Source organism: Mycobacterium sp. 1274756.6 (assembly GCF_001668625.1).
Classification (GTDB): Bacteria; Actinomycetota; Actinomycetes; order Mycobacteriales; family Mycobacteriaceae; genus Mycobacterium.
Genome location: NZ_LZLJ01000094.1, coordinates 1 through 12,299, shown reverse-complemented (window position 1 = coordinate 12,299; position 12,299 = coordinate 1). Strand labels below are relative to the sequence as shown.

Below are 12,299 nucleotides of genomic sequence, written 5' to 3'. Positions count from 1 at the left end.
GGTTAAGCTTTGACCGGCTCCCCGGGAGTTTGCCCTGCGGCACCGCCGCGAACCCTACAAAGGAGATGTCTATGAAGCTCCGGTTACGAACCGGTGTGGCTGCCACGTCCGTATTCATCGCGGCGGCACTCGCGCTCTCCGGTTGCACCTCATCGGACTCCGGAACGAAAGAGAAGGAGAGCGGAACGGAGACCAGCTCCGACGCCGCGCAGCTGATCGAGGACGCCGCCGAGGCGATGAGCGGTGTCACCGGTCTGCACCTGAAGCTCACCACCGAGGGCAAGGTGCCCAACCTGGCGGTCAAGCAGCTCGAAGGCGACGTGTCCAGCGACCCGCAGACCACCGCCACCGGCAACGCGACCCTGATCGTCGGCCAGAAGGACGTCGAGGCCAAGTTCGTCTACGTCGAAGGCCACCTGTACTCCGATGTGGGGGACCCGGGCGGGAAGTTCACCGACTTCGGCGACGGCGCTTCGATCTACGACGTGTCGACGATCCTGGACCCGAGCAAGGGCCTGGCCAATGTGCTGACCAACCTCAAGGACCCGAAGATCGAGGGCACCGAGGACATCGACGGCACCGAGACCACGAAGGTCACCGGCACCTCCTCGACCGATGACATCGCACTGCTGGCCGGGGCCCGGCTGGCGCCCAAGGAAGAGGAATCCATGCCCACCACGGTGTGGATCGCCGACGACGGCACCAACCACCCGGTGCGGGTGCAGATCATCCCGGCCGAGGACGCCATGGTGACGTTGAACCTCTCGGAGTGGGGCAAGCAGGTCGAAGCGACCAAGCCGCCGATGTAAAGCCATGGAAATCACCGTGAACCCCAACCGTATTCAACAACTTCCGGATCACCGGAGCGAGAAAGGAACCGCCATGGCAAAGGCTGCTCTTCGACGACGGGTCGCAGCCGTAATGGCTAGCTTCGCGACGGTGGTCGGGCTCACCGTCGCAGTGGCTCCCGCCGCGGACGCCGCCACCTACTGGGGGGCGATCGCCTACTCGCCGTCCACCGGTTCGGGTGGCCGCGCGTGGGATCACCCCACCAAGGAGTCGGCGAACAGCATGGCCTTGAGCTACTGCGGGTACACCGACTGCAAGGTGTTGGTGAGCTTCACCGACTGCGGTGCGGTCGCCGAGAACGCCACCAGCCTGCAAGGTGGGTACGGGCGAACGCTTCTGGAGGCCATGAACGACGCGATGGGCCGTCTTCCGGGCAGCTGGATTCTGACCTGGGCCTGCAACTAGCACGCGATGCCGCTGGGGTACGGGCGAACTGGCCCGTACCCCAGCGGTTTTTCGCCACCGGCGGTGTCTGTTTCGAGCTAGGGAGTTGACGTGAGCCGTGCACCCCGGCGAGACCCGGCGTGCTACCCGTCGCGGCCGGCGCCGGCCAAGGACTCTGGCTGGATCAACGCGCTGCTGGGCAGTGTGATCGCGGTCTGCCTGGCCGCCGCCGCGGCCATCCTGCTGCTGGGCTTCTGGAAGCCCGGGTTCTTCATCCACACCAAAATCCGGGTCGCCGACGTCCAGGCGGCGGTCGGCCAGATCCTCACCGACGGCACCACCGGCTATGGGCTGGACAACGTCTCGGTGCTCGGCTGCAACGACGGCCGTGACCCCACGGTCACCCCGGGCGCCACCTTCACCTGTGCGGTCACCGTCGGCGGTGACCAGCGCACGGTGACGGTCACGATCGAGGACCGCGACGGCAAATACGGGGTCAGCCCGCCCCGCTGACCGGTCGTGCCCAACTTCTGCGGAAAGCCCGGCGGGCGGGCCAGTATTCTTCATACGCCCCGGTCGCCGACGAAGCCACGGCGGTGCCGGGACCATCCGGCGAGAGGTTGCCAATGACACTGCGCGCTCCCCACCGCGTCCCCCGACCGATCGCGGCGGCGCTGGCCGCTACCTGCGCGGCGGCGGCGCTGCTGGCCGGTTGCACCAATTACGTGTCCGGCCAGGCGGTGTCGATGATGTACGACCCGTTCTACGTCGGCGGGCTGCCGGTCACCGACGGACCCAGCGGGCAGCGCCCCGACGCGGTCGCGCCGACCGGCACGGTGGAGAACACCGACGACGGCGAGATCGACCGGCTGGCGCTGCTGTCGGTCAACGACGTCGAGCAGTATTGGCAGCACGCCTATCCCGAGTACTTCGACAGCCCGTTCGTCCCGGTCGAAACCCTGTTGTCCTACGACTCCACCGATCGGCGCAGCCCCAAGGTCTGCGGCTCGAAGACCTACAACGAGCCCAACGCCATGTACTGCCCGCCGGACAACCTGATGGCGTGGGACCGCGGGGTGCTGGTGCCGGCGGTGAAGAAATACTTCGGGGAGATGGCGGTCGCCGGACTGGTGGCCCACGAGTACGGGCACGCGGTCCAGCACACGGCCGATCTGGTCACCAAGCGCAGCCCCGGAATCGTGTTGGAACAGCAGGCCGACTGCTTCGCCGGCGGGTACCTGCGCTGGGTCACCGAGGGCAGTTCCCCGCGGTTCGCCCTCAACACCGGCGACGGGCTGTCCCGGGTGCTGGCGGCGGCGATCGCCGGACGCGACCCGGTCCTGACGCCCAAGACCGAGGACCTGCTGCTGGAGGAGTACGGGCACGGCACGGCGCTGGATCGGGTCAGCGCGGTCCAGATGGGCTTCGACAGTGGGCCGCGAGCCTGCGCCGCAATCGATCTGACCGAGATCCGGGAGCGGCGCGGGGATCTGCCGATGTCACTGCAGCCGGACTCCCGCGGCGGCCTGCAGACCGGGGAGGTGCCCATCGACGAGGAGACCCTCGCCGACCTGATCGAGGTGCTGGGCGAGATCTTCCCGCTCGCCCAACCGCCGGTGCTGTCCTACGCCGCACCGGACTGCCCGGATGCGCAGGCCAGCCCGCCCGCCTCGTACTGCCCGGCCAGCAACACCATCACCCTCGACCTGGCCGTGCTGCAGCAGATGGGCGTGCCCGGGGACACCGAGCAGGGCGTGCTGGTGCAGGGCGACGACACCGTGCTGTCGATCGTGATGTCACGGTACGCGCTTGCCGTGCAACGCGAACGCGGGCTGCCGCTGGATTCACCGCGCACGGCGATGCTCACCGCGTGCTTGACCGGGGTGGCGCACCGCGAGATGTCCACGCCGGGACGCAAACTCGCCATCACCGCGGGCGACCTCGACGAAGCGGTCGCGGGGCTGTTGACCAACGGCCTGGTCGCCAGCGACGTCAACGGCGGCGTGGTGCCGGCCGGCTTCACCCGGATCACCGCGTTCCGGTCCGGGGTGGTCGGCGACGAGCAGCAGTGTTTCGGCCGGTTCGGCGCCGGTTAGCCGGCATCGCGGCTCAGTTGATGGAGAGCTGCGCGACGAGGTTCTCCAGGGCGGCCGCCGCCTCCGGGCCGACCTCGCGCTCCGCCTCGGCGGCCATGATGACCTCAAGCGGCAGATCGGCGGCGTTGGCGGTCTCGGCGACGCTGAGATCGGCCTGCTGGCGCACCGCATAGAGCCGCTGGCCCAGGGTGGCCGACGGCGACTTGACCGCCCGCAACATCAGGTCGTGGTAGTGGCGTCGCACCGTGCTCAACGCGAGCACCACCGACGGGGTGCCCTTGGCGTTGCGGGCGGCGTTGGCCGCCACCGACTCCAGCTTGCGCAGATCGGCCAGCACCGCGGTGATCTTCCGGGTGAACTCCGGGTCGGAGACCGCGGGCAGGTCGGCCACCGCGGCGTTGATGGTGTGCATCGCCAACTCCACCGCCTCGGCCATCAGCGGCGCCCGCACACTGTCGGTGACCACCTCGGTGGTCTCGCGGTCCGGGTCGGGGGTGGCGCCGCTGCGGATCCGCGAGATCGTGCCCGGCGGCCACTGCAGCACCTCCTCGAGTTTGGCCAGCGTCGACCGGCGCGGCCAGCTGCGGCCCTTCTCGAACGAGATGAGGGTGCCGGCGTTGATGACCTTGTCCCGGGCCAGGCTGCGCTGGGTGATCTCGAGCTCGCGGCGCCGGGCGGCCACCGCCCGGCCGGCCCGCGCGAACGCCGGGTCGGCGTCCTCGAGTTCGGTGGAGAACTCGGTGGTCGACACCGTCTGGGTGCTGGCCGACATCTGCGCCACCGGGGTCATGCCGGTGGCCTCCAGCGGCGCGCTGGGGGTGAACGTCACCGGGATTCCCCGGGCGTCCCCGAGATGGATGGTGGCGGGCCCGCTGATGAACACCGAACTGCGTCGCACGCCATCGACGTACATGCCGTTGGTGCTGGTGTCGATGGCCTGCCAGCCCTCGGCGTGCGGCTCCAGCCGCACGTGCGAGCGCGAGATCCGGTCGTCGGGGATGCGCACGGCGGCCTCGGGGTCGCGTCCGATGATCGCCGGCCCGCCGGTGGGGGCCAGGATGTGGCGTTCGGAGCCGATCTGGACGGCGAGGGTGGGGGCGGGGGCCGACAGGGGCCGCTCGCTCATGGGGTGCTCCCTCCTCGTCGGACGCCCGATCGTCTGCGGCGGCCTGGATCGGCGCGGATCGACGAGCGCTGCCGCAACAACTCGAGCTACGACAAAACCGAGCCGGTTCTCCGCAGATGCTACATGTATACCGCACTTCGGGGCGCCATCCCCGCGCGGTAAACCGGCCCGAACCGTAGCGTTCCGTAGCGTTCCGGTCCCCTCGGGGCCCGTCCGGCGCCCGTCTGCCGCCCGGGTCCAGTGCGAGTCCCGCCCGCGGTGACCCGCTATCCGCGCTGGTCACAGCTACTAATCGTGGCACTGCTCCAGGTCGATCCAAAAAGTCGTAGCAAAACGTAGCGATAATTGTTGCGCTACGGCACTGCTACGGTTACAGTTGGGGCGCGCTGGTGCGAAGGGCATCGGAGCACCGGAAGCACCGGACCGACCTGAGGAGGAGTCATGACCGAAACCATTGCCACCGGGACCGTGCCGGGCAAGGGCTTCGTACCGGCGTGCGCCGCCGACCCCGAGCGGTGGACCACCCACCCCGACGAGGGCGCCAAGGCCCTGTGCCGGGCCTGCCCGGCCCGCTGGCTCTGCGCGCGGGAGGCCTGGGAGACCCCGGGGGCGCAGGGGCTGTGGGCCGGGATCGAGATCCCGGAGTCGGGTCGGGGCCGCGACTTCGCGCTGCGCAAACTGCGCTCGCTGGCCGAATTCGGTGGGTCGCCGGTGCGGCCGGGATATCGTGCACAACGGATCGCCGCGCTGGCCAGCCTGTTGGCGTCATGACCCGGGTGCCGCGTCGCGGGTGAGGAAAGGACGATCGGTTCGATGACCGACACCAACGCACCGCCGTTGACGGTGTGGCTGGGCACGGCGATGTACTCGTTCCGGCCCGGTCAGGAGATCACCGTCGGCCGCAGCGCCCAGTGCGACATCTGCCTGGACGCCCCGGAGATCGCCGAGTGGGTCTCCCGCGTCCACGCCGTGATCCGGGTCGAGAACGGCCGATGGACCGCCGTCGACCAGAGCCGCAACGGCATCTTCGTCGACGGGGAGCGCATCACCACGGTGGTGTTGCGCGACGGTGAAACCATCGCGATCGGCGCCCCGGCCGGCCCGCGGTTGCGGTTCGCTCTCGCCCCGCACCCGGCCCGCCTACCCCAGCCGGCCCGCCCGGCGCAACCGGTGCGCGCACCGCAGCAGGTGGGGCCGCCGTCGCAACCGCTCCCGGCGGGGGCGGCGGTGCGGCCGTCGACCCGGCGCCCGGGGCCCCCGCCGCCGGAACCGCCGCCCGGGCCGACCCCGCCACCGGGACCCGCACCGGCCGGCGCCAAGGCGGCGCCGCAGACCGTCATCGCCCGGGTGATGACCCGCCCGGAGCAGCCCGCGCCGGGCGCGGGGGAGCGGATCACCGGGGCGGTGCGCCGCCTGGTGCCGCCCCGGCTGGTGCAACCGCCGCCCGGCGCCGAGACCATCGGCCGGCTGGAGTCCAACGCGATCGTCGTCGACGACGCGCTGGCCTCCCGGGTGCACGCCTCCCTGACCCGCACCCAGGCCGGCCTGGAGATCCTCGACAACCGCAGCAGCAACGGCACTTTCGTCAACGGCCAACGCGTCGACCGGGCGGTGCTGCACGACGACGACGTGGTCACCATCGGCAACACCGACCTGCTGGTCGCCGGCGGCACCCTGCGACCCCGCCCGGTGGCGCCGGACACCGCCGGTCTGCAGGTGCTGGGGGTGGGGCTCGACGTCGAGCAGGCCACGCTGCTCACCGACGTGTCCTTCACCGCGCGGCCGGGCAGCCTCACCGCGGTGATCGGGCCCTCCGGGGCCGGGAAATCCACCCTGATCAAGCTGATCGGCGGGGCGATCGCCCCCAGCGCCGGGCTGGCCGTCTTCGACGGCCACGACGTGCACGCCGAATACGCCTCGATGCGGTCCCGGATCGGGATGGTGCCCCAAGACGACGTGGTGCATCCGCGGCTCACCGTCGACCAGGCGCTGCGCTACGCCGCCGAGCTGCGGCTGCCGCCGGACAGCACCCGCGACGACCGCCGGCAGGTGGTCGGCCGGGTCCTCGACGAACTCGAGCTGACCGAACACCAGAACAAACGCATCGACAAGCTCTCCGGCGGCCAGCGCAAACGGGTCTCGGTGGCCATGGAGCTGCTCACCGGCCCGTCGCTGCTCATCCTCGACGAGCCGACCTCCGGGCTGGACCCGGCGCTGGACCGGCAGGTGATGACCATGCTGCGCCAGCTCGCCGACGCCGGCCGGGTGGTGCTGGTGGTCACCCACTCGCTGACCTACCTGAACATGTGCGACCAGGTGCTGCTGCTGGCCCCCGGCGGCAAGACCGCGTTCGCCGGCCCGCCGGCGCAGGTCGGCACGGCGATGGGCACCACCGACTGGGCCGACATCTTCTCCCGGATCAGCACCGACCCCGACGGCGCGCACCGCGACTACCTCGACCGCCATCCCGCCGTCGTCCCCCAGGAACCCTCCCTGGAGGCCACCCCGCTGGGCTCCCCCCCGAGCACCAGCATCAGCCGCCAGTTCCGCACCGTTGCCCGACGCCAGGTCCGGCTCATCGGCGCCGACCGGGGCTACTTCCTGTTCCTGGCGCTGCTGCCGTTCGTGCTCGGCGTGCTCTCCCTGGTGGTTCCCGGCCGCGCCGGGCTGGGCCGCGCCAACACCGACGCCGCCGGCGAACCGGTGCAGATCCTGGTGCTGCTCAACATCGCCGCGGTGTTCCTGGGCACCGCGTTGACCATCCGCGACCTGGTCGGGGAGCGCTCGATCTTCCAGCGCGAGCAGGCGGTCGGGCTGTCGGCCTCGGCCTACCTGGGCGCCAAGATCCTGGTCTACAGCATCGCCGCGGCGATCCAGACCGCGGTGGTCACCGCGATCGTCGTCGCGGGCAAACAACCGCCCGCCTACGGCGGGGCGCTGCTGGGGGAGGGCACCGGCCGGGCGGTCCTCGAGTTGTACCTGGCGCTGGCGCTGACCGCGATCGTCTCGGCGGTGATCGGGCTGGCGCTGTCGTCGCTGGCCCGCTCCGCCGAACAGGTGCTGCCGATGCTGGTCGGCGTGGTGATGATCTCGATGGTCTTCGCCGGCGGGCTGGTCCCGGTGACCAACCGCGGCGGGCTCGACCAGTTGTCCTGGCTGCTGCCGGCCCGGTGGGGTTTCGCCGCCACCGCGGCGACGGTGGACCTGCGCAACGCGGCGCTGCGCGCCCCGGCCGACGACCGGCTGTGGTGGCACGAGCCGAACTGGTGGCTGCTGGACATGGCGGTGCTGGCGGTGATGGCGCTGCTGTGGGCGGTGTTCGTGCGCTGGCGGCTGCGGCTGACCGCGATGGCGCGGGCCCAGGGCGCCCCCGCCGCCCGCAGCACCCGCCGGCGGGTGCTGGTCGGTTCGGCGGTGGTGGTGCTCGCCCTCGCCGCGCTGGTCGCCGTCGTCTTCGGCCGCGGCCTGCCCGGCCGGTCGGCCACCGCCGACGACGACGCGGAGAACCGCACCGTCGCCGCCGACGACCTCGGCGAACTGCTGCCCGGCCCCGCGGAGATCGAACCGCTGCTACCGGCCGCCGGGCTGGTCGTCGAGGACCTCATCGTCCCGGTGAAGGGGGAGAACGTGGTGCCCCGCGAATGCACCGGCGCGGCTACCGCGGGCTCCTCGACCACCTACAGCGGCATCCCGATGACCGGGATGGCCGCGCAGCGGCTGCGCGAGGACACCCCCGAGCCGGGGCCGCCGCGGGTGCTGCAGGTGGCGACCGCGTTCCGGTCCGAGAAGGCCGCCGGCGATTTCCGCGACCGCCAGCAGAAGGCCTGGACCCGCTGCACCGGCAAGACGGTCACCGCCACCGCGGTCGACGGCGCCACCAGCACGTCGCTGATCGGGGAGGTCCGCGCCGACGGCGGCATGCTCACCGTGGACAACACCGATCCGGGCCGGCCCGGCTGGTTGTGCCGGCGGGCCATGACCACCCGGGAGAACGTGGTGATCGACGTGCTGGCCTGCGGGGAGGGCGTCGCCGAGGACGCCGCCACCGCGATCGCCACCCGGATCGGCGACAACGTGCAGTGAGCCGGCGCGGGCGCGGTCAGCAGCGCTCGTAGCGCTGCGCCAGCTCCTTCTCCAGCGGCTGCGGCTCGTGGCCGTCCTTGTGCCGGTAACAGCCGCCGACCACCAGCTCGATATTGGTGGCCGGTCCCCAGACGTACAGCGCGGTGGGATGACCGAAGCGGGGCAGCAGCGCCGCCACATCCCGGGTGATGCGCTGGGTGTCGGCCTCGTCCTCGTGGTTGGCGCCCGGACCGAGATCGATCTCGATCTTGGTCTGCGCCTGGTCGTCGTCCTGCGGCGGGCGGGTCACCCCGCTGACCTCGTAACGCGGGTCGACCGCGCGGCTGATGTCGCCCCAGAGCGCCCGCACCGCGTCGGTGGGCGGGTCGGGCGTGGCGGCGTAGGTGCGGGGCCGCTCGACCTCACCGACCGCCAGGCTGAGCTGCCAGGTCACCTCGGCCAGCGCCGGGTGCTCCTGCTGCAGCCGGCGGGCGGCCGCCTCGGTCGCGTCGGGTTTGAGGGTGATCGCGATGTTGCGGCTGTCGGCCGTTCCGCCCCAGGTCGGCTGGCCCAGGTACACCGACTGGCTCACCGGGGAGCGCACCGCGGTCAGCCACACCGCGATGCTGTCGGCGACATCGGCGGCGCCGGGGTTGGCCGGCGGGTCGGACTTGCCGAACTCGAAGAGCGCCTGGGAGTACTGCGGCAGCGCCGGGCTCTTCTGCCGCTTGGAGGCCGGGTAGCGGACCCGGAAATCGACCTTGTGGCCGGCCATGCCCTTGCGGTTGAGCTGTTCGACGAAGGTGCGACCCAACTCGGTGGCCTGCGGCTCGGTGACCTCCCGGTCGAGCATCACGGTCAGCCGGAACACCCGCCCGCTTTCGTAGCTGGCCTTGTAGTCCAGGTCGGTGCTCGACACCCCCGGCATGTTCTGGATCTGGGTATAGATGGAGTCGGCGTCGGTGCGGCGATCCACACAGGCAGCGACCGGCCAGAGCAGAGCCGCCGCCAGCGCGACCGAGGTCAGCTTTCTCACGCGCCCGAGCCTAACGGTGCCCCCCGCGGCTGCGCGGGCCGCTCACAGGATCAGCAGCATCCGGGTATTGCCCAACGTGTTGGGCTTGACGTAGCTGAGGTCGAGGAACTCCGCGACACCCAGGTCATAGGAGCGGCACATCTCCTCGAACACCTCGGCGGTGACCGGGGTGCCCTCGATCTCGGTGAAGCCGTGCCGGGCGAAGAACTCGGTCTCGAACGTCAGCACGAACAGCCGGCTCAGCGCCAGCTCCCGGGCCACCTCGGTGAGCCGGTCGACGAGGGCGTGCCCGATGCCGCGGCCGGTGACCGCCGGTGCGACCGCCACGGTCCGGACCTCGCCGAGATCGGACCACAGCACATGCAGCGCACCGCAGCCGATCACCTCACCGGCGGACTCGGCCACCCAGAACTCCTGCACCGACTCGTAGAGGGTGACCAGGTTCTTCTCCAGCAGGATCTTGCCCGCGTAGGTGTCGACGAGCCGCTTGATGGCCGGCACATCGGTGGTGCGGGCGCGCCGGATCGTCGGCTCGGTCGGCGACGGCGCCGCTGCTGCCTCCACGCGTGCAGACTATCGGCTTGAGCTGGCGGAATCGGGAACCGATATTGTGTTGCCCGTGTCGGGCCAACCTCATACCGGTTCAGCGGCGCCGCAGGTGCGGGTGGCCAACGTCGCCAACATGCTCACGGTGCTGCGCCTGGTGCTGGTGCCGGTCTTCCTGGTGGCGCTGTTCGCCGGTGACGGCCACGAGACGCCGTGGCGGATCGCCGCGTTCACGATCTTCGCCGTCGCGGTGATCACCGACCGGCTCGACGGGGCGCTGGCCCGCTCGCTGGGCATGGTCACCGAGTTCGGCGCGCTGGCCGACCCGATCGCCGACAAGGCGCTGATCGGCGCTGCGCTGATCGGCCTGTCGGTGCTCGGCGACCTGCCGGTGTGGGTGACGGTGCTGATCCTGTCCCGCGAGATCGGGATCACCGTGCTGCGGCTGGCGGTGCTCTACCGCGGGGTGATCCCGGCCAGCCGGGGCGGCAAACTCAAAGCCCTGGTCCAGGCCGTCGCGATCGGGTTGTTCGTGCTGCCGGTGTCGGGCAGCTGGCTCACGCTGGCCTGGACGGTGATGCTGGTGGCGCTGGTGCTGACCGTGGTCACCGGCATCGACTACGTCGTCGCGGCGGTCCGCGACACCGCCCGCGCCCGCGGCTGAGCGGCGCCGGGAACCCGGGCGCCGCCGCGGGCGTTGACCGAAGTGAACCCCGGGGCCGATCGACATAAGGAGAGCGTCATGACGGTACTGCTGCGCGAGGTGATCGGCGACGTGCTGCGCCGGGCCCGCACCGCGCAGGGGCGCACCCTGCGGGAGGTCTCCGACTCGGCACGGGTGAGCCTGGGCTACCTCTCCGAAGTGGAGCGGGGCCGCAAAGAGGCCTCCAGTGAGTTGCTGAACGCGATCTGCGGCGCGCTGGATGTGCCGCTGGCCACGGTGCTGGCCTCGGCCGGTGACCGGGTGGCCCAGCAGGACCGGACGGCCGGCGCGACGCACATCGACCCGGCCACCAAGATCGTCATCCCGCCGGTCGGCGCGCTGACCACGGTCTGACCCGCCGGCGCGGGCAGAACCGGATAAATTGGGCCCCGGACAAGCGATCGACAACCGATGGCCTCCCGATGGGCCCGACAACCGAACCGAAGGCGGAGCTAACCGATGGCCAACCCGTTCGTCAAGGCGTGGAAGTACCTGATGGCGCTGTTCAACGCCAGGCTCGATGAGCACGCCGACCCCAAGGTGCAGATCCAGCAGGCGATCGAGGAGGCGCAGCGCACCCACCAGGCGCTGACCCAGCAGGCCGCCCAGGTGATCGGCAATCAGCGGCAGCTGGAGATGCGACTGAACCGCCAGCTCGCCGAGATCGAGAAGCTGCAGGTCAACACCCGGCAGGCGGTGACGCTGGCCGACCAGGCCAGTGCCGCAGGCGACCAGGCTAAGGCCGCCGAATACAACAACGCCGCCGAGGCCTTCGCGGCGCAACTGGTCACCGCCGAGCAGAGCGTGGAAGACCTCAAGGCCCTGCACGACCAGGCGCTGTCGGCGGCCGGGCAGGCCAAGAAGGCGGTGGAACAGAACGCGATGATGCTGCAGCAGAAGATCGCCGAGCGCACCAAACTGCTCAGTCAGCTCGAGCAGGCCAAGATGCAGGAACAGGTCAGCGCGTCGCTGCGGTCGATGAGCGAACTGGCCGCTCCCGGCACCACCCCCAGCCTCGACGAGGTCCGCGACAAGATCGAACGCCGCTACGCCAACGCGCTGGGCGCCGCCGAACTGGCCCAGGACTCGGTGCACGGCCGGATGCTGGAGGTCGAGCAGGCCACCGTGCAGATGGCCGGGCACTCCCGGCTGGAGCAGATCCGGGCCTCGATGCGCGGTGAGGCGCTGCCGGCCGGTGACACCGCCACCCCACCGGCCGCGGCCCCCGAGACACCCCGGTCGGCGCCGGCCGCACCGCCGGCCCGCGACCCGGAAAACCCGCTGGGACAGTAGGGACCGGCGATGGTGGCGGGACTAGAGCGCGGCGCCGGGCAGTGGCGGATGCTGCTGCGCCGCGGGTTGCGCGGCGCGGTGACGCTCGCCGACCTGGCGATCCAGCGCTTCAACGCCGCCACCGAGCCGCGGGCCCGGCTGTTGCGGCAACGCCGCCGGGCGCTGCGCTGGGGGCTGCTGGCCGCCGGCGCCAGCCTGTTCTGG

The 12,299-nt window shown here is 71.2% G+C and carries 12 protein-coding genes and 1 pseudogene; 10 read left to right on the top strand and 3 right to left on the bottom strand.

Going from position 1 to position 12,299, the window contains the following annotated elements:
• The first annotated feature begins 95 nt into the window (after positions 1-95).
• The 4 genes from A5643_RS16560 to A5643_RS16545 all read left to right on the top strand — a co-directional run bounded on the left by A5643_RS16560 (position 96) and on the right by A5643_RS16545 (position 3,329).
• Positions 96-809 (top strand): LppX_LprAFG lipoprotein, encoded by a 714-nt coding sequence (locus A5643_RS16560; RefSeq protein WP_286143681.1) that lies wholly within the window; start codon positions 96-98, stop codon positions 807-809.
• Between the two features lie 73 nt (positions 810-882).
• The gene (locus A5643_RS16555; protein WP_066858117.1) at positions 883-1,254 is read left to right on the top strand and encodes a DUF4189 domain-containing protein; all 372 of its coding nucleotides are present in this window, start codon (positions 883-885) and stop codon (positions 1,252-1,254) included.
• A gap of 90 nt (positions 1,255-1,344) precedes the next feature.
• Complete coding sequence (locus A5643_RS16550) at positions 1,345-1,746, top strand: DUF4333 domain-containing protein (protein WP_066858114.1); 402 nt, start codon at positions 1,345-1,347, stop codon at positions 1,744-1,746.
• Positions 1,747-1,859: 113 nt separating this feature from the next.
• Complete coding sequence (locus tag A5643_RS16545) at positions 1,860-3,329, top strand: neutral zinc metallopeptidase (protein ID WP_066858111.1); 1,470 nt, start codon at positions 1,860-1,862, stop codon at positions 3,327-3,329.
• A gap of 13 nt (positions 3,330-3,342) precedes the next feature.
• On the opposite strand, the gene A5643_RS16540 is transcribed toward A5643_RS16545, so the two are convergent.
• A complete protein-coding gene (locus A5643_RS16540) occupies positions 3,343-4,455 on the bottom strand; it encodes an FHA domain-containing protein (RefSeq protein WP_082949024.1) in 1,113 nt (370 codons plus the stop codon).
• Between the two features lie 441 nt (positions 4,456-4,896).
• Here A5643_RS16540 and A5643_RS16535 point away from each other — a divergent pair, with 441 nt between their 5' ends.
• On the top strand, positions 4,897-5,226 hold the full coding sequence (locus A5643_RS16535) for a WhiB family transcriptional regulator (RefSeq protein ID WP_066858109.1): 330 nt from the start codon (positions 4,897-4,899) through the stop codon (positions 5,224-5,226).
• 42 nt (positions 5,227-5,268) lie between these two features.
• Complete coding sequence (locus tag A5643_RS16530; RefSeq protein ID WP_066858106.1) at positions 5,269-8,538, top strand: FHA domain-containing protein; 3,270 nt, start codon at positions 5,269-5,271, stop codon at positions 8,536-8,538.
• 16 nt (positions 8,539-8,554) lie between these two features.
• Here the strand turns inward: A5643_RS16530 and A5643_RS16525 are convergent, their stop codons facing one another.
• The gene (locus A5643_RS16525; RefSeq protein WP_066858103.1) at positions 8,555-9,553 is read right to left on the bottom strand and encodes a hypothetical protein; all 999 of its coding nucleotides are present in this window, start codon (positions 9,551-9,553) and stop codon (positions 8,555-8,557) included.
• 42 nt (positions 9,554-9,595) lie between these two features.
• On the bottom strand, positions 9,596-10,117 hold the full coding sequence (locus A5643_RS16520; RefSeq protein ID WP_066858100.1) for an amino-acid N-acetyltransferase: 522 nt from the start codon (positions 10,115-10,117) through the stop codon (positions 9,596-9,598).
• A 55-nt stretch (positions 10,118-10,172) separates the two neighbouring features.
• On the opposite strand from A5643_RS16520, the gene pgsA reads away from it, so the two are divergent.
• From pgsA to A5643_RS16500, 4 genes and pseudogenes are all read left to right on the top strand, one after another.
• Positions 10,173-10,763: a CDP-diacylglycerol--glycerol-3-phosphate 3-phosphatidyltransferase gene (gene pgsA / locus A5643_RS16515; RefSeq protein WP_066858098.1), complete on the top strand. Its 591-nt coding sequence runs from the start codon at positions 10,173-10,175 to the stop codon at positions 10,761-10,763.
• A gap of 78 nt (positions 10,764-10,841) precedes the next feature.
• Positions 10,842-11,156 carry a transcriptional regulator ClgR gene (gene clgR, locus A5643_RS16510; RefSeq protein ID WP_066858095.1) on the top strand — a complete coding sequence of 105 codons (315 nt, stop codon included), beginning with the start codon at positions 10,842-10,844 and terminating at the stop codon, positions 11,154-11,156.
• 105 nt (positions 11,157-11,261) lie between these two features.
• The gene (gene pspA / locus A5643_RS16505) at positions 11,262-12,095 is read left to right on the top strand and encodes a phage shock protein PspA (protein WP_066858092.1); all 834 of its coding nucleotides are present in this window, start codon (positions 11,262-11,264) and stop codon (positions 12,093-12,095) included.
• A 9-nt stretch (positions 12,096-12,104) separates the two neighbouring features.
• Positions 12,105-12,299 (top strand): annotated as a pseudogene (locus tag A5643_RS16500) (phage shock envelope stress response protein PspM); the annotation flags it as partial.

Coding starts and splice junctions, on each gene's coding strand:
- A5643_RS16545 (WP_066858111.1), top strand. CDS start 1,860: ATGACACTGCGCGCTCCCCACCGCGTCCCCCGACCGATCGCGGCGGCG.
- A5643_RS16555 (WP_066858117.1), top strand. CDS start 883: ATGGCAAAGGCTGCTCTTCGACGACGGGTCGCAGCCGTAATGGCTAGC.
- A5643_RS16535 (WP_066858109.1), top strand. CDS start 4,897: ATGACCGAAACCATTGCCACCGGGACCGTGCCGGGCAAGGGCTTCGTA.
- A5643_RS16540 (WP_082949024.1), bottom strand. CDS start 4,455: ATGAGCGAGCGGCCCCTGTCGGCCCCCGCCCCCACCCTCGCCGTCCAG.
- clgR (WP_066858095.1), top strand. CDS start 10,842: ATGACGGTACTGCTGCGCGAGGTGATCGGCGACGTGCTGCGCCGGGCC.
- A5643_RS16530 (WP_066858106.1), top strand. CDS start 5,269: ATGACCGACACCAACGCACCGCCGTTGACGGTGTGGCTGGGCACGGCG.
- pspA (WP_066858092.1), top strand. CDS start 11,262: ATGGCCAACCCGTTCGTCAAGGCGTGGAAGTACCTGATGGCGCTGTTC.